This is a genomic window from Nostoc sp. (genome assembly GCF_036919675.1).
In the GTDB taxonomy this organism is placed as follows: domain Bacteria; phylum Cyanobacteriota; class Cyanobacteriia; order Cyanobacteriales; family Nostocaceae; genus Nostoc.
Map to the genome: position 1 here is coordinate 1 of NZ_JBALCP010000118.1, position 23,294 is coordinate 23,294.

Here is a 23,294-nt window from a genome sequence, read left to right on the forward strand (position 1 = left end):
TGACCACTCTTCATCTGTTAAACTGCTTGAGTACATAAGTAATAAAAAATACTTTTAATCTCCCGGTACACCAGATCCCAAATGGGTTCTATAAGCTACAGGTACAGTTGGGGGCTTTCCTGCTTCTTGTTTGGGTTTATTCCTAAGCCTATAGGCATCACAACCCATAGTTTTACCTGTTCTTGATTCACCTACCACACGGCCAGACTGCCGTGATTGGCGCTTCCCTTCTAGCCAGTCATGAAGAATTTGTACTTGTTCGAGTGGAACATAACCTTTACGATTTAATCGCTGAATTTCCCCTTGCAATTTCTCGCTATTAACGGGAATCTCACCAAGTTGTTTGGCGATCGCTTGAGATTCTTGTAAAGTCATTTTTACCACCCGTAATCTTCACGCATTTGTTCGTAATCAAAAACTTCCGGCATCTCTGACTCAGTTTCGCTGTCAATAGATACCACCTCTACTACTTCCTCTAGCTCAACAGGTATAATTTGTTTAGCTTTTTTAGCCTCAGCCTGTTCTACTTTTTGGCGCTCTTTTTTGGTTTTCTTTTGAGTTTGGAATGTTTCGCGTTCCCTAACTTCTGCCAAAATTGACCGATTACTCACAGCCTTACCCGCTTCCCGCACTTTACGGCTGCTAGCTTTTGCTTCATCTAGAGATAGTTCTTCTGTCTCCAAATCTTGAGCATAAGCACGAGCAATAAATACCTCTTTATCCCCTTCTGTGCAATAAACCAAAATCGTTGTGATATCTCTGGGGTCATATCGCAACACAACACTTTCCCCCGCGTAACCCGCTAAGAGTTCACCTCGATACATCAAGTTTTCAAATTGCAGATATCCCCCGCGTTGAATTTGTCGCCGTGTTTGCTTCATTAGGCAAATATCCAAATCCCTCTCGGAAAGTAAATCAGGGGAAGCAATTAAACCAGATTCCCAACGTTGAAATCTTGTCTGGTCACCTATTCGAGCGTCAAGTCGCTGGTTATAGTTATCAACGATGTAACGCACCAAAGTTTGCTCTAACTGCCGCAACGTTAAGCAAGCTTCTTTCTCCGCTTCCTCTGGTCGCTCTTGAACGTTTGAACCTGTGTATCCTTGTAAAGTTGAAAATAATTCTGTGTTTAGAGTTTTAAACGGACGTTCGACACTACCACCTTCAGATGGGCGATCGCGCAAATGACAAACAAACCCTAACTGCACTCCTATTTGCTGTAAATGGTTAGAACGAAAATCTTTACCCCCATCCGTATAAAAGTGTTGCGGCAAACCAGAAGTACCCCATTCTTCGTGAAGTCCATATTCTGAACCATATTGCTTGGACAAAATTGCATGGCGTAGCGCCAAAGCTACAACCTGAGAACTTGGTGCATCGTAGCCTAAGTTAATCCCCATGATGCAGCGCGAATAACTATCAATAACTGTTGTTAACCAAGGACGACTAAGAATTTTGCCATGCTGGTCTACTAATAAAACATCAACAAGCGTGTGGTCGCATTGCCAAACTTGGTTACTATGTTCTATCTGTAAATCTTTTCCATCACGGGTTTTAACTGATAAGCGCGAACCACGCCAACCTGGACTGCGAATACTCTTAGCTTTTTCTTCCTTCTCAATTAACGGTTGCAAAATCCGGTAAACCGTCATGTGGGAAGGAGGCTTAACTCCCAGTTCATCAGCTCTAGCCTTAGCTTTGATAAATACCTGTTGGCGAGTCATCCTTTTACTTCCCTTATTACCCTGCTTATAGGTATTCAAAATAAACTCTTGCCAGTTTTCATCAACTCGATGCTTCCCTTTGTCCAACCGTTGATTTTGCGCCAGTCCAGCCAAACCCTCCTGTTCCCATTTCTCTACTAGCCGTCGTACTGTACGTACTGACTTACCAAGCTTTTCTGCCGCTTCCTTGAGCTTTTGAGTATATGTAGTGCGATCGCTATTTTCTAAAAGACTTTGAATCACCTCGATTTTCAGTAAAGCTTCATCCGAAAGTTTAGAAACAATAACGTTTGCTTCAGCAAGATCGTTATTAACATCTGCGGAGCTTGCCCAAGTTGTAGAGGTTGTAGAAGATTCTGTATTCTGCATATTATGTTTTATCAAAACATAGTTGTATTATACTATTTATTGACAAATAATTTGTTAATTTATGAAAATCATGATTTTTCCAGTTTTCTGGAGATTGACAATTAAATTGTTAAATATCTGGCATTTGTACATCTAATTTGTGAATGCAGGCTTAAAGCAGTGTGACTTACGTAAATAGCAAAAAACCTGCCATAATCCTTTCCATGACAGCTTTGAAGTATTTGAGGTATTTGTGACAAGACTTTGTTAAATTGACAAATAATTAGTTAATGTACAGATTTTGTCGATTGACTAATTATTTGTCCGTGTTGATAGATTGAATTATACGTATCAAAGTAGCAAAAATTACACCTAAATTGACAACAGTGCATAAATTTATCATGTAAGTACGTGATGTACATACGCTTGAAGATGAGCAACTCTTACAGCATTCGTAGTACCAAAAGTAGTTGAAATCTTGTTGACGTTTATGCTTAAAATTGCACAAGAGGTTTATTTAGCATCTACTGACAGCTAAAGTTGACCCTTTGCAGGACTCCCCTAAGCCATGCTGACTGAAATTTTGCCTTTCCGTTTTGAATTAGATACGATCGCGATCGCTGGAGCGAGTTTGTGGTCATTGGCGCTATATCTAGCTTTCAACCCAGTCAGTGAATGGGTAATCGAGCAACTCAACCGCTGGTTTAACTTTGCGGAGCGATCGCTTTACACCAGCCAGTCAGAATTTGAAAGGACTCGTAAAGCCAGAGAATCCCAAAACGCTTTTTACGCCTCACTGTTTAGCATTGTGCCTTTTCTGGTCATTGGCGCTTTATTCAACTGGGGTGTGGAAATCAGTTTAGGTCGCAGTTGGGCAATTAGCACAGGCATACTAGCCTGTATTGGTTGTGGTATTTATGAACTAGGGCGAAGAGATGGACAGTCTTCGGATTAGCAACAGTAATACAAAGCGACAGCTCCGGTGAAGTAAGCTGTCGCGTCTATAAACTAGGGTTTAGGGTGGTCAAAGCCATCAGCAAACCTTGACCTCAGCTAAATTTATCCCTTTTTTCCGATTACCTATTGACAAATGTGCAATTATCTTAACCTGTCACTAAATCATCCTTATGAATTGCTAGAATATTTCCTCTCTGACCTTCAGGAGATTCAAAGCTGAACAGTTCGCCTGTATTTTTAACTTTGAAAAACTGGTAACCAAGTTCCTTAAGAAAATTGAAGGCTCCATCCGCTGACAAATTAAGTCTTGCGCTTGTCTGAGAGCTGATCTCAAATATAACTTTCGGTTTCATCCGACTAAATAATGAAGTTGCACCCCGAAAGACAAGTTCCTCTGCTCCCTCTACATCCATCTTGATAAAATCCACTCGCTCAATCTCTTCATGAGCCAACACATGATCTAGAGTAGTGATCGGAACCTCTTCAAAACTTATCTCTTCACTTTTATCTGATCCCAAAGAATAACTCGTAGGAGCATTTTCAATATGATACAACTTAGCTGTACCTTCTTCTTCAGAAAGTGCCGATTTGAATAACTTGACGTTAGTCACGCTGTTGATTTCTAAATTATGCTCAATACTTTTTAAAGATTCTACTCCTGGTTCAAAGGAAAGAACTAGTCCAGAATCTCCGACTAATTTGCTAGCCAACAAGGTATAAATACCACAGTTGGCTCCTGCATCTATGAACACTTCACCTGATGAGAGGGTGCGCTCAATATAACCTAATTCCGGCTCATAAGTATCACGGAAAACAAAGAGACTAGTATTCCCTGTTCTATAAAAAGCAGGCGGTAAAAAAAAGCGAACATTCCACTTTTTAACTAAAATCGTTTGTGGAATAGAAAGCTGACAAACTATCCACCAATATATTAAACGGAAAGTAACTTTCAGAGGGGACTCTTTAAAACCCCTATGATTTGTGAAATAATTAAATTTCCTTCGTAAACTTGATATCATAGTAAGTCTTATACTTCCCTATCTATACTTCAAAAACTTTTCATGAAAGGGGCTTATGGCATAGGCTATAGGGCATTGGTAACACACCTCATGCCCGATCGCCTCTTATCCCCAGAGGGGGTATCAATTTTCCCATCCCCTGTTACTGCATTCTCAATTCCAGAAGATGGTATGATTGTACCTATTTCCCGGTAAGTGACCTGGATCACATTATTAATGTGCTCAAATTCACTTACTGACAAATATTTTTATAGTATAGTCCTTATCGCACAAATATTTAATGAATTAAATTTGTGACTGGATGAACCAGATTTTTCAAGTTAAATCACATATTTAGCCTGCCTACGCAGGCTAAATATGTGAGCCAGTGACTTTGAATTTCAGGGGATAATTGGATTTATGCAACAGGTCTATTAAAAACCACACCTATGAACACCTTAGTGCCTCTGTACCCTTTGGTTGTGTCCAAACCCCTACTTGCCAATTTCTTCACAAACAATCTGTGCTATGCTCTGTGCTGCGCCGTTTTCGCCACGAACGCTATGTAGCTTGCTTCGCATCTCATCCAATTTTTCTGGATGGGCTAATAAGTCTAGTACCATTTCCCCAACTTCTTGCGGTTCGAGTTTACCCATAAGTTCAGGCACTATCTCTTTCTGTGCCCAGATATTTGGCCACGCTAATAAACCTTTATTTCTCACGAGTCTCAGGAATAGCCAATTAATCACCTTCGCAAAGGTGGTACCTACCCCCGGCAGATTTGCCAACAACCCAGGTAAACCATCCCAAGAACGCATGGCGTCAAGTTGCTGCGTTGGTAGCAAAACAATCATCGGCACTCCTAAAGCACCGAGTTCGGCAGTGTTTGCGCCTACCGTAGTCAAGCAGATACAGCATTGGGATAATAAGTCATAGGCAGGGTTTTCTTGCCAAAGTTCCACAGTTAAGCCCGTTGCTGTTTTGAAAAATGCCTTGCCTCTAGCGTCCTCTGGGACAATTAAGTCAGCACCACCAAAACTAAAGGTTTCAGCAATAGAGTTCTTTTGGGGATCAGCAAAACTAGCTAACGTTTGTAAATCCAAAGTGGGGGCTACAGGAATCACAAACTTGGTTTGGGGCCTTTTTGCCTGAACGTATTCGGCAATGCCTAAAGTTAATGGCACTCCTTGGGCTAATTTTGCCGCTTTTGACCCAGGCAGTAAACCAATCAATTCAGTTTTGAATGATGAAGTGATAGGCAGAGGGGAATTTGAATCTAGGCTCTCCCCGGCTTCACCTGCTGCTTCTAGCATCAAATCACCAACAACGGTGAATTTGTGAGCATATTTCTGGGGGACACGAGCAGCAACTTCGGGTTTCATCACGCCAAAGCGATCAATCCAGTTATGCCAACGGGCTTCCCATTCAGCGTAAATCACTGTGCGATATCCGAGCTTTTTGCCTATGACTACGGGGAAAATTTGATCGCCACCGAGGAAAACAACTACACCGCGACTTCTCCAGTCCCAATTTTCAAATGTTTTGCCCCGAAGCAAAAATTGCCAAAAATGCTCTGCTCCCTGAACTCTATCTACTTCTGGGTAAGAAAGAGCGATCGCAGCTTCTTTACCACTAGCATTTGAGCAAGGCGATAATACCACAGAAATCCTCACCACAGAACGGTCATCACCTAGTTCTTGCCGCAACGCCTTCACTACTGGACGCACCCAGGTTGTTACCTCACCTGGGCCATTTGATAGGATGAGAATATCTACTTGAGTCATTAGTTAATGGTCAGGAGTTAGGGACCATTAGTCAAGAGGGAAATATTACCTAATTCGTTCCTAATTTCTAGAGGCACAATATTACTGATATAATTGCAGGCTATGTTCGATAACGTCTACAAGTTTCTCGCAGAGTCATTTTCAGCCGACTTTGCAACATGGCTACTTGGTAAACCAATTACACTTACCGAACTTAGTCCATCTGAATTATCCCTCGAACCCATCCGCGCCGATGCACTAATTTTATTGCAGTCGGATGAGGTTGTTCTCCATCTTGAATTCCAAACTGTATCCAAAATTGAGATATATTTCCTCGCTGCATCTATGTCTGTGCATGACGAAAAATTTTATACTTCATTTTTATCCTGTTTGCTTATCAAGCATGGCCTGATTTAGGCAGAAGCTAAATACTAATTGCTTTTATAATTATCTAAATTATATAATTCATCTTCTAAAGAATCTGGATTTTACGAAGTAGGAATGCAAACTTTAATACCAATAACTAATTGATTCTTATCAATAGACATATTAGTTACACACAACCACATAATAGACATCTCCGAAAATTAATTATGCGTTCACCCAAACCCTTTTAGAGACGAGAAATTTCGCGTCTCTACATTCTTTTCTGGAGATGTCTAATTACAACCTGTCTATGCATACTAAAAATACTTATTCAGTATAGGTATTTTTTGTAATTTAAATAACATCTATAAATAACTATTTAACGATTAAAACTAAAAAGTATTACAAGAAATTTACAAAAGAGTGAGCTAATACTTTTATACAGAGTCAACAAATACAAAGAAATATTTCGTTTTTTATATCGATTTGTGTCAGATAGACGATAAAATGCCCAGTGGGCAAGCGTTTTCTGATAAAAAACACATATTGCCAATAAGTAAGTTACCTGTGGCTGCTGATGCCGCTAGGAACTTCCAGTAGAGAACACGCATCAAAGGAGCCGAAGAAGCATGTTCACCCACGTCAAGTCCACCATTAGACACATTGCGCCTGATAATTTACGCGGACGTAATTTAATCAAGGTGGTCTATGTCGTGCTTGAGTCCCAGTACCAGAGTGCATTGTCGCAAGCGGTTCGCACGATTAACGCGAGCAATCCTAACTTGGCGATTGAAATCAGCGGGTACTTGATTGAGGAACTCCGCGACCCAGAGAACTACCAGGAGTTCAAACGAGAAATTGAGAGTGCGAATATCTTCATCGCTTCCCTCATTTTCATCGAAGACTTAGCACAGAAAGTAGTAGCAGCAGTAGAACCACACCGCGATCACCTGGACGTTTCCGTTGTCTTTCCCTCCATGCCAGAAGTAATGCGCCTAAATAAAATGGGCACTTTTTCCTTGGCACAGTTGGGTCAGTCAAAAAGTGCGATCGCCCAATTCATGCGGAAACGCAAAGAAAAATCAGGTGCGGGATTCCAAGATGGGATGCTGAAGCTTTTGCGAACCCTGCCGCAAGTGCTGAAGTTCCTACCAATGGACAAGGCACAGGATGCCCGAAATTTCATGCTCAGTTTTCAGTATTGGCTAGGTGGTTCTCCAGAAAATCTGGAAAACTTCTTGCTGATGCTAGCTGATAAATACGTATTTAAAGGTTTAGAGAAACAAAGTTTTGCACCTTCTACATATCAACAACCGGTGGTTTATCCCGATTTAGGGATTTGGCATCCTTTGGCTCCCAGTATGTTTGAAGATGTCAGAGAGTACCTCAATTGGTATACAGCTCGTAAGGATATTTCTAGCGATCTAAAAGATCCCTTAGCTCCTTGTGTCGGGTTAGTATTGCAACGCACTCACCTAGTTACAGGGGATGATGCCCATTATGTAGCAATGGTGCAAGAATTGGAAGCACTAGGCGCACGGGTATTACCTGTGTTTGCTGGTGGTTTGGATTTCTCTAAGCCTGTGGATGCCTACTTCTATGAACCAAATACCAACATCCAGTTGGTAGATGCAGTGATATCTCTGACTGGTTTTGCTTTAGTGGGTGGCCCAGCCAGACAAGACCATCCCAAAGCAATTGAGTCACTCAAACGCTTAAACCGTCCTTATATGGTGGCATTACCTTTAGTCTTCCAAACCACAGAAGAGTGGATGGATAGCGATTTAGGCTTGCATCCGATTCAAGTAGCTTTGCAAATTGCGATTCCCGAATTAGATGGGGCAATTGAGCCGATAATTTTATCAGGTAGGGATGGGACTACAGGGAAAGCGATCGCCCTGCGCGATCGAGTTGAAGCGGTAGCTGAACGCGCCTTAAAATGGGCTAACCTCCGCCGCAAGCCGAAACTTGATAAGAAAGTCGCGATCACCGTTTTTAGTTTCCCGCCAGATAAAGGCAACGTCGGAACCGCCGCTTACTTGGATGTATTCGGCTCAATCTATGAGGTGATGAAAGCCCTCAAGAATAATGGCTACGACTTACCCCAATTGCCAGAATCAGCCGAAGCGTTGATGCAAGAAGTCATCCATGACGCTCAAGCACAGTACAATAGCCCGGAACTCAACATTGCTTACAAAATGTCGGTTCCTGAGTATGAGGCACTCACCCCATATTCTCACCGCCTAGAAGAGAACTGGGGCCCACCTCCGGGACATCTTAATAGTGATGGGCAAAACCTGCTGATTTATGGTAAGCAATTCGGTAATGTCTTCATCGGTGTCCAACCCACATTTGGTTACGAAGGCGATCCGATGCGGCTGTTGTTCTCCCGTTCAGCTAGTCCTCACCACGGTTTTGCTGCCTACTACACTTACCTAGAGCAAGTTTGGAAGGCTGATGCTGTACTGCACTTTGGTACACACGGTTCCTTGGAATTCATGCCAGGTAAACAGATGGGGATGTCTGGTGATTGTTATCCAGATAACTTGATTGGCTCAATTCCCAACTTGTATTACTACGCAGCCAATAATCCGAGTGAAGCGACAATTGCCAAACGTCGAAGTTATGCCGAAACAATTTCTTACTTGACACCTCCGGCAGAAAATGCTGGTTTGTATAAAGGTTTAAAGGAACTCAGCGAATTAATTGCTTCCTATCAAACCTTGAAAGATAGTGGACGCGGTATTTCCATTGTTAACAGCATCATGGATAAATGCCGAATTGTGAATCTGGATAAGGATATCAATCTGCCAGAAACCGATTCCAAAGATATAAGTGCCGATGAGCGGGATAATATTGTTGGCAACGTCTACCGCAGGTTGATGGAAATCGAGTCACGGTTATTGCCTTGTGGGTTGCACGTGATTGGGAAACCGCCAAGTGCAGAAGAAGCGATCGCAACTCTGGTCAATATCGCTAGTCTAGATCGTCAGGAAGAAGGACTTCAAGGCTTACCGGGAATTATCGCTAATAGCATTGGGCGTAATATTGACGATATTTACCAAAATAACGACCGAGGCATTTTAGAAGATGTCCAATTACTGCAAGATATCACCTTAGCAACCCGTGCAGCAGTTAGCGCCCTTATCCAAGAGCAAACCGACGCTGAAGGGCGAGTTTCTCTAGTTTCCCGGTTGAATTTCTTCAACATGGGGAAAAAAGAGCCTTGGGTAGAAGCATTGCATAAAGCAGGTTATCCCAAAGTTGACACAGCTACACTCAAACCCCTATTTGAGTATTTGGAATTCTGCCTCCAGCAAGTTTGTGCCGACAACGAACTAGGAGCATTACTCAGAGGCTTAGAAGGGGAGTACATCCTACCTGGCCCTGGTGGTGATCCCATCCGCAACCCGGATGTATTACCCACGGGTAAGAATATCCATGCACTCGATCCGCAATCTATCCCAACAACAGCAGCAGTACAATCAGCCAAAATCGTTGTAGACAGGCTTTTGGCACGTAACAAGGCTGAAAATGATGAAAAATGGCCAGAAACTATCGCCTGCGTCCTCTGGGGAACCGATAACATCAAAACTTACGGTGAATCCCTAGCGCAAATTATGTGGATGGTGGGCGTGCGTCCAGTTCCTGATGCCTTAGGACGGGTGAACAAATTGGAATTGATATCTCTAGAAGAGTTGGGACGCCCCAGAATTGATGTGGTGATTAACTGTTCTGGTGTATTCCGCGACTTGTTCATCAACCAAATGAACCTCCTAGATCAAGGGGTGAAAATGGCGGCTGAGGCAGATGAACCCTTAGAAATGAATTTTGTTCGCAAACACGCTTTGCAACAAGCTGAGGATATGGGGATCAATCTGCGTCAAGCAGCAACTCGCGTCTTTTCCAACGCTTCTGGTTCCTACTCGTCAAATATCAACTTGGCAGTAGAAAACAGCACTTGGGATAGCGAAGCAGAGTTGCAGGACATGTATCTCAACCGGAAATCCTTCTCGTTCAATTCCGATAACCCCGGAATAATGGACGAATCCCGACAGATTTTTGAAAGTACATTGAAAACTGCTGATGCAACTTTCCAAAATCTGGATTCTTCCGAGATTAGTTTGACTGACGTTTCTCACTACTTCGACTCTGATCCCACTAAGCTTGTGGCAAGTCTGCGGGGTGATGGTAAAAAACCACCATCTTATATTGCAGATACAACCACAGCTAACGCTCAAGTGCGGACATTATCAGAAACCGTGCGCTTAGATGCGCGTACCAAATTATTAAATCCCAAGTGGTATGAGGGGATGCTATCTCACGGTTACGAAGGTGTGCGCGAACTCTCCAAGCGGTTGGTGAATACAACAGGTTGGAGTGCGACAGCCGGCGCTGTGGATAACTGGATTTATGAGGATACTAACGAAACCTTCATCAAAGATGAAGAAATGCAGAAGCGGTTGCTGAACCTCAACCCCCATTCTTTCCGCAAGATTGTATCAACTTTGTTGGAAGTGAATGGACGCGGTTATTGGGAGACTAGCGAGGAGAATTTAGATCGTCTGCGCGAGTTGTACCAAGAAGTTGAAGACCGGATTGAAGGGATAGACTAGGATTAATGGGCAGGCATAAAGCCTGCCTTAACTTTCAATCCGAGATATGACTATGAATGCTTTAACGGTCAACCTTCAATCAGTATTGGAACTGACAGATGAGCAGTTTTTTAATCTATGTCAGGCAAACCGTGACTTGAGGTTTGAACGCACTGCAACCGGAGAATTAATTATCATGCCACCAACCGGGGGAGAAACCGGAAATCGTAATGGTAGACTAAATCAACAATTATTTAATTGGTCAGATACTGATGGTACTGGCATCGCTTTTGATTCTTCCACTTGTTTTAAATTACCTAATGGTGCAGATCGTTCACCTGATGCTTCTTGGATAAAGCTGGAAAGATGGGATGCTTTAACTGAGGAAGAAAAACAAAAGTTTCCCCCCATTTCTCCTGATTTTGTAATTGAGTTGCTTTCGCCAAGTGATAGTTTGAAAGTTGCTCAGCAAAAGATGAGGGAATATTTAGATAATGGTGTGCATTTGGGCTGGTTAATTAATCGTAAATCTCGGCAAGTGGAGATTTATCAGCGAGGCAAAGAGGTTGAAATGTTAGAATCACCTCTTACTTTGTCAGGGCAAGATGTGCTATCCGGATTTATTTTAAATCTAGAACTAGTTTGGTAACAGTAGCCAATTTTAGGAAAATAAGTAGTGCTGATGAATTTAATAGTTATTTTAGGAACCATCTTGAAGACTATTCATCATTCTCTGAGCAACAGACCTGTGTAAAATTCCTTGAATTACTGGGTTCATCTCTTGTAGAGTAATTATATTTTGAAAATTAAAAAAACCATACTTGACAACAAGTTTACCAATGAATTCGTCAGCAAAGCTAGAAGAAATAACTGCAATTCCTGAGAAGTCAAGTATAACTTTTGAGCCACCTTCATTAATCACATTAAGCACAACGTTCCGTATCTGTATAGCAGCAAGCCTAGTACCAGTGCCATGAGTATGATCTTTAATTATTATACAGTGTTCACCTGTATTGGTTTCTAAATTTTCAAGCCTTAAATTTACAGGTTTATGACCGCTGAGAGCGCTGGCTATATCAATACCTTGACTAGCATCAATTTGAAAATCTACAATCGTCCCTTGATGAGATTTGTTTAAGTATGGAAGCTCAGAAAATGGTTTGGATTCATTATCACGTATAAATAAAGAAGCAGAACCCGAAGTAATAGTAAGAAGACCGCTATTATTTTTAACAATTTCTAATAAACCCCACAGACAATTACCCTGACCTATTTGAGGGTCTCTAGTTACACCTTCTTTCACAGCTAAAGTTATAGCATCAACAGCTGATCGGGGTTTATGAACAGATTGAGCAAGAGAGTTATAGATTCCAATACCAGTATCAGCAATACACACAGCTAATCGCTTAGAATCAGCATGGACTTGAACCATAGCGAATCCTTCGGAGGCTTTAGAATGCTGCAAAATATTGTCTATTACTTCAGTCAAACACCACTCAAAGGCTTCCACAACTCCAGAGCTACATTCTATCCTGCGGGTAATAGCTGTAACCAGTGCTGATACTAGTTGAAATACCATCACCTCGTCTTGAAAGTGCCATACTTTTGATAAAGGATCTATCTCTTTTGTTAATGCATTAGTAGTTGCAAGTAATGGTTGGTTAAAATGAGCAATTTCAAGTATACGAGGTTGATCATACACTTCTATATTAAAATCAAGCTTTCTGTAATACTGAATGATAGCGGCTATAGGAACACAAGCATTAGGAAAAACGGCTTTGACTTCTTTAAGAACAATCGCAATATCTTTATAACCACTTTTACAGACATTGTATAAAGCTCTGAGGAATTCGCTTACATGTCTTGGGTGACTGAGGTTTTGTATAAAAATATAATCATCCTCGCTCCAAACAGATCGCTCTTGATCTCGCCTCTCTAATTTATTTTGATTCATATTTTTTAGATAATCAAAGCAATTATAGCTATTAATTTACAATTCTAAGCAGTAAATATACTTAAAATATTGTATTTTTCAAAGCGATCCTTTCTGTTAGTGTCATCATAAAAAAAGCCAGCAACGAGCAAAGACAAATATTTGTATTTAGCAAATTAAAAATTGGATGCCTAAATAAAGTGATCGCACTCACCCTTCCACAACAGGCGATGTCTACGACGGGCTATTCGACGTCGCACTCACTCTTCCACAACAGGCGATCGCTCTTTATAATGACCCTCATCAAAGGCTTGCGTCCGCTACGTTGATGTGTTAGACGACTGCAATAAATCTACTCTGACGTTACCGATTTAGGGCTGATCTCAAACTGTAAATGGGAACGGTAAAAACAAACATCAAACTCCATAAAGAAGTTCACTTGCCCCAAAATCAGAGGTACGTTTGTAGCCTGTGTCCATGCAAATACAAGTTGTACAGGTTCAAATTGCCCAACTACTGCTTGAAGAAGCACGACACGCGCCTCGTATTGAGCTAAATTACCTGTCAAACTCAATGCAGTTGTCTGCTGCTCCCACGCGTAACCAAGCTCAACTCCTACTGGATAAGGAAGCACATTCACGCTTGCTCCAGTATCCAACAGACCGGATGTTATCACAGAACTTTGCTGGTAAATCAAAGTAAGGGGTAGATAGGGGCGGAAACTAGCTTCGCCCAATGCAACATCAATCGGGATAAAGGAATACCGTTGTGCGGTACGCATGGTCTGGAGTTTTAGCAGCTTGTAGCACTTTTAGCATAGTATCTGCTGCTTCAACTGCATCATAAGGCGACCACACAGGATAAGATTGATCGGGCTTAATCAGATTGGTTTCCTGTTGGGCTAACTCTGAGATTAAAACCTGCATAATATAAAACTTATCTGCTCGACTAAGTTCTCACAAAGTGGAAATTAATTCTGCTGAAACCATGCAAAGCACTCTAATAAATCAAGTCTGCTTCTTGATCATAGTTTATTCATAAAAATGATGCACTTCCACGAATAGCAGTAGCCATCTGAATAGCATCTGGGGTTCTTAAGTTATAATCTGCCCTTAATTGTGCTGCATTTTTAGCAATGTCGGGAAAAAGTTCGATAGTAGTCAAACCTTGGGAATTAAATAGAATTTCACGATATTGTTGAGCTAATGCTGTGTTTCCCTGTCCCTTCACAATAAGCGATGTCTAACGACAAGCCGCTACGCGTCTACGCTTTGTTTTTGAGGGTTTCTGCAAGGCGTAGGCGTAGCCCGTCGTAGACATCGCTCACTCTTTTGCAACAGCGATCGCATTATTTTTGAGGTTTTCTGAAAGGCGCTCGCTTACTTTTTCACAACAGGCGATCGCATTTGCTATTTCGGCGACTACATTTGCTACTTCGGTGACAGCATTTGCTACTTAGGCGATCGCATTTGCTACTTAGGCGACTACATTTGCTATTTCGGCGATCGCATTTACTATTTGGGTGATCGCATTTGCTATTTCGGCGACTACATTTGCTACTTTGGTGATCGCATTTGCTACTTTGGCGATCGCTTATGATGCCTTACCTGAGAAAGTGGCTTACTGACTGGGAGATACTGTTCAGACAGTGCTTATGTACTACTGTCACCCAGATATTACCAAGTCAGAAGCCCCAAATTTTTAAGACTACTCATTTACTACTCAAAAATCGCTCAAAACCCTTTACAAAAGCGATTATTGTACTTGTTGTGTCGGGAAAGCGCCAGGTTGTACAGCTACGTTAAGATTCTGCCCATTGCGACGTAATTCCATCCGTAAATCGCCCCCGACTTTGCTATTTTCTACTGCCTTTTGGACACTGCTGGCATCTGTGACTAATTGCCCACCAAGCTTTTGGATCACATCACCAGCACGTATTCCTGCTTTAGCAGCTGGCGAATTTGGCATAACTTTTACAACTAATACACCTTTATCTTCACTTATACTCAAACCGCTATTGGGATCTGAGTTGATATTTTGTTTTAGCTGAGGCGTTAACCCTACCATCTGAATTCCCAAGTAAGGATGTTCTACTTTGCCTGTAGCTATTAGTTGACTGGAAACGTGTTGTGCTGTGTTGATGGGAATAGCAAAACCTAATCCTTGTGCCCCCTGGATAATGGCTGTATTCATCGCAATCACCTGGCCACGGGAATTTAGGAGGGGCCCACCGGAGTTACCGGGATTAATCGCTGCGTCGGTTTGAATATACTCTACTCGCTTATCGGGAGCACCGATTAGATTGCTACTGCGTCCGGTAGCACTGATGATTCCGGTAGTTACTGTATTGTCTAGTCCAAGGGGGTTGCCGATCGCGATCGCCCATTCTCCAGGTTGCAGTTGATCTGAGTTACCCAATGCTACTAACGGTAGATTGTCTGCCTGAATTTTGACAACAGCAACATCGGTCAACTCGTCTTTTCCTAACACCTTACCTTTAAAGCTACGTCCATCCTTGAGTGTTACTGTTACTGTATCAGCACCATCGACTACGTGGGCGTTGGTGAGAATACGACCATCAGCACTAATAATAAAACCTGAACCAGTACCCCGTTCTACGCGATCCTGTTGTTGATTTGGTAGTTGAGAGCCAAAGAAGCGTTGGAAAAATGGATCGTTAAATTCATCTGGTACCTGGGTTTTTACGGTTCGGGAAGAGTCAATTCGCACCACAGCTGGCCCGACCTTTTTTACCACCTCTATAACAAAGTTAGGATCTGTGGCGGCTGGTAATGGAGGAGCGGCATTTACTCGACTCACTGCCAAATTAGATGCACTTTCAGACACCTGCTGAGGATGTCCAGCCATATAGCCACCTGCCAATGTCATACCTGATCCCAGCAGCACCAACGATAGAGAGGCAGCAGCCTTTTTCCAGGGTGCCCGATTATGGTATTTGGCATCAGCAGTGTTATGTAAAATGCTATTTGATGGGTGTTCTCTGTCGCGAGATTCGTTTTGCATTGCTGTCTGGAAGGATATTTAGTATGTATTACTAATGTAGATATGATTTGTGACAGTTTTGTTGCGGGGGTATTGCATTGTTGTGAAAGCTTTGGTATTTTACTTATCGCATCTTAACTGAACTGTATTGGAATATAGTCATTCATAAGGGCGCACATCTGTGCGTCCCGATTGCGTGTTCCCTCCATGTCTGAAGGAATAAAATGGCACAGGGTAAAATCTTACTTAAGCCTGGCACTTTATGGACAAGTGTCAAAGAACAGACTGAACATGCTTTACAATGTGGGGCGTTGCTGTCGATACCGACGGAATTTGAATTTGTTGAACAGCATAACGTGCGCTTTTTAGTGCGGATTTTGTCTAACTTGAATCGCAAAAAAGCCGCCAAGGAGAAACAGGAAAAACAATCTGCCACCTCTGGTCAAGAGTTTAATCCTTTCTTGCCCTACGAAGAGGATTTATTTGTAGCGGATATCTCCGATACCCATGTATGTATTTTAAATAAATTCAATGTTGTTGATTATCATTTGCTAATTATCACCCGTGCTTTCGAGGAACAGGAAAGCTTACTCACCCCGGAAGATTTTACGGCTATGTGGGCGTGTTTGGCTGATTTCGATGGTTTAGCATTTTACAACTGTGGCAAAACCGCAGGTGCCAGTCAGCGACACAAGCACTTGCAATTAGTGCCGCTACCACTTGCACCTTCAGGGCCACAGATACCTATTGAACCTCTGTTCAGGGCAGCACAATTTCAGAGTTCAAACGCAACTTTACCAAAACTTCCTTTTGTACACGCTTTCGCACCCCTAGATCCCCATTGGGTGCAATCGCCATTCGCAGGGCCCCAAGCAACACTGGAAGTTTATCGCACTTTGCTACATGCTGTGGGTTTAGATGTAAGGCAATCTGGTGCTTACAATCTGCTAGCGACGCGAGAATGGATGTTAATCGTACCGCGATCGCAGGAGCATTTCCAATCTATCTCTGTAAATTCATTAGGATTTGCTGGTGCTTTGCTAGTGCGGAATCCAGCAGAAATGGAGATTCTCAAAGCCCAAGGTCCGATGACCATCCTCAAGAATGTTGCTGTATCTAATTAAGTTGGTACGATGTCTGTCTTGAAAAGTGACGCTCCTGAGTTGCTCTAAGCGTTCGCGTAGCGTCTCGTAGAGAAGCTATGCCGTAGGCTTTACGTGGCGCTAACAGATAATCAGGATGCTGTTCTAAATACTGCTTTAGAGATATTTCAGGATGGGTTGTTAAGATATTAACTGATACGTTCATTATAGGTATATTAGATGTTGAGAAATTTATTTAAGAGGAGAATATTAAAATTTGTAATTTTAATAATTATAATGTTTGTTTTAACAAGAATTCCAGCTAGCGCTGCAATTCCCAACTTAGACGGTGATACCCATCCCAATCGACTGAAGCTGAGTGAATGTCTTATAGATTTGAAAAATGTTGCAGACTGGGATGGAGAAAAAGCATTAGAAGCCGCTCATAATATTTGTGAATTACGTCAGAATCATGCCAAACAAAAAGCGAGGTTTTTAGCTTCTCAGGATCAGCTAACTAAAATATATAAAGATTGGAAGAGATTCAACGAATACTTACCCACTGCTATTACAGATTCATGGCAGATCGTCAAAAGTTGTATTGATTTCAAAGAAGGATTTACTTCTACACACAATATAGAAAGTTTGACACTCCCAGAGAAGATTCGCAGTGAATGTTACTCATTAGGTGCAGATTTTATAGAATCACATTTGTCGATGTTGCATAAAAGAGATAAATCAGCATCGGGAAGATAGATGTCTGCATTCAAGCAGACTCCAAGGGAAATTTCAAAAACAGGTAAACTATGCAGCGATCGCCGTTGCTTGAGCTGCTATAATTTGCCATTGCTCATTTTGCTTCAAATATGTACGTGTATAACGGTAAACACCACTGAAGGATTCCCCCTTAAAAAGTCCGGTCAATCTCACCTTCAAATTTGTGATTGCAGTTGAGCCAAAGACTCGAACAATTAATTCATCTGTTTCATAGCTTGTAACTACCAAGTTACCTGATTGGTGAAGAGACAAATCCTCTACCTTGTCTATGACGCTACCCTGAGGATCTGTGAAAATAACCTCATCTGCCAAGAGGCGATCCAAAGCAGTGATATCATTACGGAGCATTGCCTCTCGCAGTTCGACTTCAAGCTTTTCCAGTTCTTGTGTAAGTGATTGACACATAGCTTTGCACACCATCACAGTAAAACCACTCTAAAGGAAAATCTCCTGACTTCCTGCATAAGAACCTCTAATTGATGGCTGTTAATTTTCTCTCTAGGTCAAATAAAAAGCCGTGGATATATTCTTCAGTCCATTCGGCACCATAGAAGCGTTTAAACATCCCTCGTGCTGGGTCTTTTTCAGCCCGATATCGCAGGTATCGCAGTTGGGCTTGCTCAATGGCTTCTAAATTTTGGGAATCTGTTACAGCTTCTGCCTGCTCTACGAAATCCAGATAAGCTTTTAAATAGTCTTTGAAAGCGGCAAACACCTGAGTTTCTACTACAGCCGTTTCTTGGGGACGAGTCCACAGGAAAGCGGGAGAGAAAAAGGGCCGTGCTTCTTCTGGAAAATCTCCTCCCCAAGATAGATGCTGTTGATGGGCGTGGAAAATGGGCAGAATTGGCTCGGTATATTTTGCCTGATATGCTGGATCATCACGAAATAGGGGCTGCATATCCAAAGCAATTAAATGTCCTCCTGGCAATGTCACCAGATCCGCCCCAAAAAAGGGTAAATCGTAGTTGAGTCGCGGGAAAATCACAAAATTCAGCACTTGCAACGAATTGCCACCCTGTACATGAGCTGCACGAATTTGCCGCAATTTTGCGGTTTGAAAACCGTAACTGGTGGTGACAACCTCTTCCTGATTTTTTCCCTTGCCCACAACAGCACTCTTAAACTCAAACCCAGTGGGGATAGGATAGGGTTGTAAATCCAAGCGCGATCGCATGTAGGCGATCGCATAATCGAGAAATGGTTGATAGAGTGTCAAGGTCGCTTCGCTCCGAATTCAAAATTCATGCATTCAAAATTAATAATCCCCAATGCCGATTTTCATTCGGTCATCTTTTACTGCCACTGACTGCTAGGGGAACAGCATCTTCAAATAAGAATTCATGCAGAAAGCGCTCTGCCCATTCATGACCAAAGTAACTGCTAAACAAACCAGATGCTGGATCGCGGTCTGCACTATATTGGTCATAATCTTTTTGGGCTTTGACAATCCGCTGGATATCTTCAGGGTCTTGGAGCGGTTGGGCATCTGCTAGCATTTGCCAATACAAGTTTAAATAATCCTGAAAAGCTTCAAATACTCGCGTTGCCACAGTTTGGGGATCTGTTTTGGCAAACAATAGATATTTAGAAAAATACTGGTTGGCATCGTAAAACTTCATTTCTAAATTTTGCGCCAAATCCGGGTATTTATCATGGAGAGATTTTAGGGGAACTATATATTTTTTTTGATAATCTTCATCCTGAAATAAAGGCTGAAAATCAAGCACAATCAAGTTTTTAACTTTACCAAAAGATAAAAAATCAATCCCTAATAGAGGTAGATCGTAGTGATGATTGGGATAAATTACGCTGTTAAAAATTTGGGCGCTTTCCCCGGCATCAATGTATGTATAGCGAATCTTCCGCAACTCTTGACATTGGTGACACCAACTGCGGATAGTTGCTGGGTTTCTGCCGCGATCGCTAACTTTGAATTCCAAACCAGGGGGAATAACCCTACTTTGTAAATCAAACTGCTGAAATAGCTCTTTTTCTAAAAATTCCAGGAAAGGCTTATACATAGAGCATGATTTGTTAACCCTTGAATGAAAATAAGGGATGGCAATCATGCACGTCTCATTTCTGAGAAACAAAGCAACATTCCTTAATGGGGCATTGGGCACTTGTACTGAGCGATCTGCGTAGCATCTCGTAGAGAAGCCGTTGGCGCACTTGTGTTGAGCGTAGCCGAAGTAGCCTCTCCAAGAGTTGTATTGGGCATGGGGCATGGGCATGAGTTATTTTCCTTGTCCCCCTCATCCCCCTTGTCCCCGACTCCCTATTCCCTACCTAACATGATTCCAACTGATCATTTGTTCCAAGACTTCTTGGGAAACACAGCGACGCTCAGAACAATAAGTCATCAAGTTGACTCCGTTCATCATTCGCACCGTACTGACCCTAACGCGAAAATCATCCGTAATAAACCAACAACGTTCCTGACCTTGGTTATTGTCATAGTCAGTATCAATTGTCAAGACTCCATCATCAGCAAACTGATACCGACTCACAACCGGAATACTCTCGACATAGCCTTGGTTGCGGATCAGTTTTCCAGAACGCCTCGTTTCGTCGGGTACATCAACTAAAATGGCGGCATTATCGGTATTTAGTAGTCTGGTGTCTAGGTTAGCCTGCCATGCAAAGCTAGCACCGCTTGTGGCTTTAGTTGGGTCTATCCCTTGGGCTGTACAGACTTCTTGGACTTTAGGATCATCTTTTTTCATGACTTTAATAATCAAATTTGACTCCCCCGACTCATCCGCCGCTGAGTCAAAATGATGAACAGAGCGTTCCGTAAACCATGTTCCCTCACTTTTACGGAAGAAGTCGATCATAGTCAAGGGTGGTATTAGATGCATATGTTTTAAAACCTCGTTTTTTAAAAGTTAGGAGTTTTGAGCAAAGCCGGAGACGTTTCCATTGCTCCGGTGAGGAGCTAAGAATCAAATTTTAGCGTTACTGAATACTGAGTGAGAAGATGAAGTCCCGATATAGCTAAAGTGTAGAATAACTCCAAAAGTCATATTTTAATCAGCTGATGACAAATAGTGAAATTCAACTTATTACTAGCGAACGCCCCAGTCCAACTCCTGAAATCTTAACAGCCCTGAAAGCAGGAATCGCTCTGGATGGGGTAGATTTGTACCAATTCAATTTGAAGGAAGTCGATTTACAACAAGCTAACTTGAGTAAAGCCAAGCTATTAGGAGCCGATCTGGGCGAGGTAATCTTGAGTGATGCAAATCTGAGTGGGGCAGATTTGCGAGGCGCTAATCTGCGAGGAGCCGATTTGAGTGGAGCTAATTTGCAGGGAGCCTATTTAAACCGTGCTGACCTCCAGCAAGCGAATCTTAGCGGCGCAAATTTGGAGGGAGCCAAACTCCAAGTAGCGCGTTATGATATACAAACGAAATGGCCCCAAGAATATAACTACAAAGCTTCTGGAGCGGTGGGGCCAGGTGCTAATCTCAATGGTGCTTTTCTCAATACAGCTTCTTTACGAAACGCAGATTTACAAGGCGCTAATCTGCGTGGAGCCTACCTGAGTGGCGCTGACTTGACAGGAGCTAATTTGCAAGGTGCAGCTTTAAGTGGCGCTGACCTGACGAAAGCTTATTTGACAGGGGCTTGCTTGCGGAATGCTCGATTGACTGGAGCCAATTTGCAGGATACAGACCTGCGAGCAACTGACCTCAGTGATGCAGAGATGGAGCATCTTCAAAGTATCGCTGGGGCAGATTTTACTCTTGCCCAAGGACTTACAGAAGCAACTAAAGCTATGCTTTGCAGCCGTCCACATTCAGAACTCGACGCTTGGAACGCTTACACCCGCACAACAACTCGTGAGAGTTTCAGTGCTTGACGGACCAATTTTAGATTTTAGGTGCAAGCCGCGCTCCTTGTGGGCAAAATAAATCCAAAATCCAAAATTGTTTGACCAGTTGTTCTGTAGTGAGTTTACAACAACTGCCAGTTCTTTTTTAAGAGCGCTAAAAATGTAGCGTATCCTTCGGAAAAACTGGGCGGATCAGGTAGAACATATTGTGGAAATTCTTTATACGATCGCCAAGGTTCCCAAGGATTATGCCGCAAATGTAAGGCAGATTCTGAGGAACCTGGTAATCGCCAAGTCATTTGACCAGTTGGGATATTAGTCACAAATGTCTCCTCATCTCGAAAAAGTTAATTTTTTATTCCATATTTTGGCAGATTAACCGGATATTTTTGGCAAATTTAAGGTAGGATAATATATTTTTTATTGAGTTTTCTGACAATATTGCGAACAAAACCATACCACTATTGTGGCAACAAGTCTTCTAAAGCAGCTCCGACAACTCGGTGATTCTCATCCTGTCTGAGTTGGTTCAGGGCTGTTTTTGCTTGGGGCTGGTCAAATCGTTTCAGGGCATAGCTAACTCGCACGCGCATCCGCCAAGATTGATCATTTACCAAGGTTAGTATTTGGGATAATGCCGCAGTATGTTGGCTAGAATCAGCTAGTAAGCCGAGTCCATCAACAGAGGATTCCTGAACTGTGAAATCTTCATCTTTTAAACCCTGAACGCAGATATCAAATAGTTCTTCAGGGCAATCCATTTCGGCGATCGCTGCCAAAATGCTCCGCTTAACTAGCCAGTGGTCATCCTGATAAAATGCCAGAACTAGATGAGAAACTGCAACTCTACCAAATAGCGATAAAGAATTTGCCGCCTCAGCTCGCACGTTGGGGGTATCATCGAATTTCATAATTTGCATCAAAGCAGCAAAAGATTCCGCTGATTGTTGCTTACCCAAACCCCTTGCTACAAAAGAACGCACCAAAAATTCTGAGTCACGAAGTTTACTCGTTAACAGAGGAACTGCAACTTCTGATTCATAATTATTCAGGGCAGCGATCGCCTTCAGACGATAGTGAAAATCTGGGTTCTTCAGTTCAGCTTGGATTTTATCGATTTCCATAGGTGCATTTGGTAGAGCTATTCTTTAACTTTATTTTACAGATGTCACCAAATGGCGATCGCATTCTAAGAAGATTGAATGAATGCCCCATGCCCTATCCCCTAAACCAATGACTCAATTAAGCCAAACCGTTAAGGAATTAATAGCCAAAGCTAGAATTATCAGCTTTGCTGAGTGGGAACAGTCCCATCCAAAAGCAGCGATTGTTATATTCCAGGCTGCGGACGATGCTTTTCGGTATCTGAGCGACGAAGATTTTTTGCAGATTAAAACCTTGTCACCTGATAATTCGGCATTGATTCCTATTGCTCAATTGTTACGCGATCGCGCCGCCGAAATTGTTGATGAAGCTAGAGAGCAGGTTTTGGCGACTTATCCCGAAATTATCCAGCCTGGAGGAGGTCTTTATCCGCCTGAACGCGCCCAAGCTTGCTGGCGAGATTTTTGGCATTTTCTCCGCTGTATTACCTATGGCATAGCAGGCGGTCACACTGAGTATACCAGTTCCACAGGATTGCACTATATGAATTTGCTCTATCAGGAATTACAAGTTCCAAAAGATGCAATGGTCTTAGGTTTAAAAAGTATTAAGGTTGTTAGTTTAAAGCGGTGTCAAGCCAATCAGCAAGAAATTGCTCCCTATTTTGATCATTTAATTACCCAACTGGCTACTTTCCAAATTTAGTAGTCCTAAGTAAAGAGTTCTGAGTCCAAGTGTCTAGTTGATCTGAGGACTTGGTTGAGCTAATGGTGCTATGGCTAAAGGTGGCTAGACTAGTACAG

General features: G+C 42.3%; 24 protein-coding genes and 1 pseudogene. 8 read left to right on the forward strand and 17 right to left on the reverse strand.

Annotated features, from left to right (window positions below; genetic code table 11):
- Positions 1-54: 54 nt before the first annotated feature.
- Both V7K49_RS26320 and V7K49_RS26325 read right to left on the reverse strand, forming a co-directional pair.
- On the reverse strand, positions 55-375 hold the full coding sequence (locus V7K49_RS26320) for a hypothetical protein (protein ID WP_335208240.1): 321 nt from the start codon (positions 373-375) through the stop codon (positions 55-57).
- A 2-nt stretch (positions 376-377) separates the two neighbouring features.
- Positions 378-2,093 (reverse strand): Mu transposase C-terminal domain-containing protein, encoded by a 1,716-nt coding sequence (locus tag V7K49_RS26325; protein ID WP_335208241.1) that lies wholly within the window; start codon positions 2,091-2,093, stop codon positions 378-380.
- A 547-nt stretch (positions 2,094-2,640) separates the two neighbouring features.
- On the opposite strand from V7K49_RS26325, the gene V7K49_RS26330 reads away from it, so the two are divergent.
- Complete coding sequence (locus V7K49_RS26330; RefSeq protein ID WP_335173818.1) at positions 2,641-3,027, forward strand: hypothetical protein; 387 nt, start codon at positions 2,641-2,643, stop codon at positions 3,025-3,027.
- A gap of 148 nt (positions 3,028-3,175) precedes the next feature.
- Here V7K49_RS26330 and V7K49_RS26335 read toward each other — a convergent pair whose 3' ends face one another.
- The 3 genes from V7K49_RS26335 to V7K49_RS26345 all read right to left on the reverse strand — a co-directional run bounded on the left by V7K49_RS26335 (position 3,176) and on the right by V7K49_RS26345 (position 5,811).
- Entirely contained in the window at positions 3,176-4,048 is an 873-nt protein-coding gene (locus V7K49_RS26335; protein WP_334871433.1) for an FkbM family methyltransferase, read from the reverse strand.
- 65 nt (positions 4,049-4,113) lie between these two features.
- Positions 4,114-4,290 carry a hypothetical protein gene (locus V7K49_RS26340; RefSeq protein ID WP_335208243.1) on the reverse strand — a complete coding sequence of 59 codons (177 nt, stop codon included), beginning with the start codon at positions 4,288-4,290 and terminating at the stop codon, positions 4,114-4,116.
- Positions 4,291-4,521: 231 nt separating this feature from the next.
- Complete coding sequence (locus V7K49_RS26345) at positions 4,522-5,811, reverse strand: lipid-A-disaccharide synthase (RefSeq protein WP_335208244.1); 1,290 nt, start codon at positions 5,809-5,811, stop codon at positions 4,522-4,524.
- 102 nt (positions 5,812-5,913) lie between these two features.
- Here V7K49_RS26345 and V7K49_RS26350 point away from each other — a divergent pair.
- The 3 genes and pseudogenes from V7K49_RS26350 to V7K49_RS26360 form a co-directional block, all read left to right on the forward strand.
- Positions 5,914-6,123, forward strand: a pseudogene (locus V7K49_RS26350) (Rpn family recombination-promoting nuclease/putative transposase); the annotation flags it as partial.
- A gap of 662 nt (positions 6,124-6,785) precedes the next feature.
- Positions 6,786-10,772, forward strand: a complete 3,987-nt coding sequence (locus V7K49_RS26355; protein WP_335208246.1) for a magnesium chelatase subunit H — start codon at positions 6,786-6,788, stop codon at positions 10,770-10,772.
- Between the two features lie 52 nt (positions 10,773-10,824).
- Positions 10,825-11,400, forward strand: a complete 576-nt coding sequence (locus V7K49_RS26360) for a Uma2 family endonuclease (RefSeq protein WP_335208247.1) — start codon at positions 10,825-10,827, stop codon at positions 11,398-11,400.
- A gap of 51 nt (positions 11,401-11,451) precedes the next feature.
- Here the strand turns inward: V7K49_RS26360 and V7K49_RS26365 are convergent, their stop codons facing one another.
- From V7K49_RS26365 to V7K49_RS26385, 5 genes are all read right to left on the reverse strand, one after another.
- Complete coding sequence (locus V7K49_RS26365; RefSeq protein ID WP_335208248.1) at positions 11,452-12,705, reverse strand: STAS-like domain-containing protein; 1,254 nt, start codon at positions 12,703-12,705, stop codon at positions 11,452-11,454.
- A gap of 331 nt (positions 12,706-13,036) precedes the next feature.
- Positions 13,037-13,465: a hypothetical protein gene (locus V7K49_RS26370; protein ID WP_335208250.1), complete on the reverse strand. Its 429-nt coding sequence runs from the start codon at positions 13,463-13,465 to the stop codon at positions 13,037-13,039.
- Positions 13,428-13,610, reverse strand: coding sequence for a hypothetical protein (locus tag V7K49_RS26375; protein WP_335208251.1), 183 nt, complete (start codon positions 13,608-13,610; stop codon positions 13,428-13,430). Before V7K49_RS26375 ends, V7K49_RS26370 begins: the two co-directional genes overlap by 38 nt.
- Before the next feature lie 109 nt (positions 13,611-13,719).
- Positions 13,720-13,914, reverse strand: a complete 195-nt coding sequence (locus V7K49_RS26380; RefSeq protein ID WP_335208252.1) for a type II toxin-antitoxin system VapC family toxin — start codon at positions 13,912-13,914, stop codon at positions 13,720-13,722.
- 525 nt (positions 13,915-14,439) lie between these two features.
- Positions 14,440-15,708 carry an HhoA/HhoB/HtrA family serine endopeptidase gene (locus tag V7K49_RS26385; RefSeq protein WP_335070725.1) on the reverse strand — a complete coding sequence of 423 codons (1,269 nt, stop codon included), beginning with the start codon at positions 15,706-15,708 and terminating at the stop codon, positions 14,440-14,442.
- Positions 15,709-15,911: 203 nt separating this feature from the next.
- Between V7K49_RS26385 and V7K49_RS26390 the strand changes: the two genes are divergently transcribed.
- Positions 15,912-16,811 carry an ATP adenylyltransferase family protein gene (locus V7K49_RS26390; protein ID WP_335208253.1) on the forward strand — a complete coding sequence of 300 codons (900 nt, stop codon included), beginning with the start codon at positions 15,912-15,914 and terminating at the stop codon, positions 16,809-16,811.
- Here the strand turns inward: V7K49_RS26390 and V7K49_RS26395 are convergent.
- Positions 16,804-16,995, reverse strand: a complete 192-nt coding sequence (locus V7K49_RS26395) for a hypothetical protein (RefSeq protein ID WP_335208254.1) — start codon at positions 16,993-16,995, stop codon at positions 16,804-16,806. The genes V7K49_RS26390 and V7K49_RS26395 overlap by 8 nt on opposite strands.
- Before the next feature lie 71 nt (positions 16,996-17,066).
- On the opposite strand from V7K49_RS26395, the gene V7K49_RS26400 reads away from it, so the two are divergent.
- Positions 17,067-17,525: a hypothetical protein gene (locus V7K49_RS26400; RefSeq protein WP_335208256.1), complete on the forward strand. Its 459-nt coding sequence runs from the start codon at positions 17,067-17,069 to the stop codon at positions 17,523-17,525.
- Positions 17,526-17,573: 48 nt separating this feature from the next.
- On the opposite strand, the gene V7K49_RS26405 is transcribed toward V7K49_RS26400, so the two are convergent.
- The 4 genes from V7K49_RS26405 to V7K49_RS26420 all read right to left on the reverse strand — a co-directional run bounded on the left by V7K49_RS26405 (position 17,574) and on the right by V7K49_RS26420 (position 20,386).
- Positions 17,574-17,951 (reverse strand): nuclear transport factor 2 family protein, encoded by a 378-nt coding sequence (locus V7K49_RS26405; RefSeq protein ID WP_334871446.1) that lies wholly within the window; start codon positions 17,949-17,951, stop codon positions 17,574-17,576.
- A gap of 67 nt (positions 17,952-18,018) precedes the next feature.
- Positions 18,019-18,765, reverse strand: coding sequence for a phycoerythrobilin:ferredoxin oxidoreductase (locus V7K49_RS26410; RefSeq protein ID WP_335070762.1), 747 nt, complete (start codon positions 18,763-18,765; stop codon positions 18,019-18,021).
- Positions 18,766-18,835: 70 nt separating this feature from the next.
- Positions 18,836-19,570 carry a 15,16-dihydrobiliverdin:ferredoxin oxidoreductase gene (locus V7K49_RS26415; RefSeq protein WP_334871459.1) on the reverse strand — a complete coding sequence of 245 codons (735 nt, stop codon included), beginning with the start codon at positions 19,568-19,570 and terminating at the stop codon, positions 18,836-18,838.
- Between the two features lie 264 nt (positions 19,571-19,834).
- Positions 19,835-20,386, reverse strand: coding sequence for a phycobiliprotein lyase (locus tag V7K49_RS26420; protein WP_335208258.1), 552 nt, complete (start codon positions 20,384-20,386; stop codon positions 19,835-19,837).
- 203 nt (positions 20,387-20,589) lie between these two features.
- On the opposite strand from V7K49_RS26420, the gene V7K49_RS26425 reads away from it, so the two are divergent.
- Entirely contained in the window at positions 20,590-21,414 is an 825-nt protein-coding gene (locus tag V7K49_RS26425; RefSeq protein ID WP_335208259.1) for a pentapeptide repeat-containing protein, read from the forward strand.
- Positions 21,415-21,509: 95 nt separating this feature from the next.
- Here the strand turns inward: V7K49_RS26425 and V7K49_RS26430 are convergent, their stop codons facing one another.
- Entirely contained in the window at positions 21,510-21,710 is a 201-nt protein-coding gene (locus tag V7K49_RS26430; protein ID WP_335208260.1) for a hypothetical protein, read from the reverse strand.
- A gap of 138 nt (positions 21,711-21,848) precedes the next feature.
- Positions 21,849-22,511: a HEAT repeat domain-containing protein gene (locus V7K49_RS26435; RefSeq protein ID WP_335208261.1), complete on the reverse strand. Its 663-nt coding sequence runs from the start codon at positions 22,509-22,511 to the stop codon at positions 21,849-21,851.
- A 109-nt stretch (positions 22,512-22,620) separates the two neighbouring features.
- Here V7K49_RS26435 and V7K49_RS26440 point away from each other — a divergent pair, with 109 nt between their 5' ends.
- Complete coding sequence (locus V7K49_RS26440; protein WP_335208262.1) at positions 22,621-23,196, forward strand: phycobilisome protein; 576 nt, start codon at positions 22,621-22,623, stop codon at positions 23,194-23,196.
- Positions 23,197-23,294 lie beyond the last annotated feature (98 nt).

Coding starts and splice junctions, on each gene's coding strand:
- V7K49_RS26435 (WP_335208261.1), bottom strand. CDS start 22,511: ATGGAAATCGATAAAATCCAAGCTGAACTGAAGAACCCAGATTTTCAC.
- V7K49_RS26375 (WP_335208251.1), bottom strand. CDS start 13,610: ATGCAGGTTTTAATCTCAGAGTTAGCCCAACAGGAAACCAATCTGATT.
- V7K49_RS26400 (WP_335208256.1), top strand. CDS start 17,067: ATGTTTGTTTTAACAAGAATTCCAGCTAGCGCTGCAATTCCCAACTTA.
- V7K49_RS26355 (WP_335208246.1), top strand. CDS start 6,786: ATGTTCACCCACGTCAAGTCCACCATTAGACACATTGCGCCTGATAAT.
- V7K49_RS26440 (WP_335208262.1), top strand. CDS start 22,621: ATGACTCAATTAAGCCAAACCGTTAAGGAATTAATAGCCAAAGCTAGA.
- V7K49_RS26405 (WP_334871446.1), bottom strand. CDS start 17,951: ATGTGTCAATCACTTACACAAGAACTGGAAAAGCTTGAAGTCGAACTG.
- V7K49_RS26320 (WP_335208240.1), bottom strand. CDS start 375: ATGACTTTACAAGAATCTCAAGCGATCGCCAAACAACTTGGTGAGATT.
- V7K49_RS26395 (WP_335208254.1), bottom strand. CDS start 16,995: ATGAACGTATCAGTTAATATCTTAACAACCCATCCTGAAATATCTCTA.
- V7K49_RS26360 (WP_335208247.1), top strand. CDS start 10,825: ATGAATGCTTTAACGGTCAACCTTCAATCAGTATTGGAACTGACAGAT.
- V7K49_RS26365 (WP_335208248.1), bottom strand. CDS start 12,705: ATGAATCAAAATAAATTAGAGAGGCGAGATCAAGAGCGATCTGTTTGG.
- V7K49_RS26425 (WP_335208259.1), top strand. CDS start 20,590: ATGACAAATAGTGAAATTCAACTTATTACTAGCGAACGCCCCAGTCCA.
- V7K49_RS26370 (WP_335208250.1), bottom strand. CDS start 13,465: ATGCGTACCGCACAACGGTATTCCTTTATCCCGATTGATGTTGCATTG.
- V7K49_RS26335 (WP_334871433.1), bottom strand. CDS start 4,048: ATGATATCAAGTTTACGAAGGAAATTTAATTATTTCACAAATCATAGG.
- V7K49_RS26390 (WP_335208253.1), top strand. CDS start 15,912: ATGGCACAGGGTAAAATCTTACTTAAGCCTGGCACTTTATGGACAAGT.
- V7K49_RS26415 (WP_334871459.1), bottom strand. CDS start 19,570: ATGTATAAGCCTTTCCTGGAATTTTTAGAAAAAGAGCTATTTCAGCAG.
- V7K49_RS26330 (WP_335173818.1), top strand. CDS start 2,641: ATGCTGACTGAAATTTTGCCTTTCCGTTTTGAATTAGATACGATCGCG.
- V7K49_RS26325 (WP_335208241.1), bottom strand. CDS start 2,093: ATGCAGAATACAGAATCTTCTACAACCTCTACAACTTGGGCAAGCTCC.
- V7K49_RS26385 (WP_335070725.1), bottom strand. CDS start 15,708: ATGCAAAACGAATCTCGCGACAGAGAACACCCATCAAATAGCATTTTA.
- V7K49_RS26420 (WP_335208258.1), bottom strand. CDS start 20,386: ATGATCGACTTCTTCCGTAAAAGTGAGGGAACATGGTTTACGGAACGC.
- V7K49_RS26345 (WP_335208244.1), bottom strand. CDS start 5,811: ATGACTCAAGTAGATATTCTCATCCTATCAAATGGCCCAGGTGAGGTA.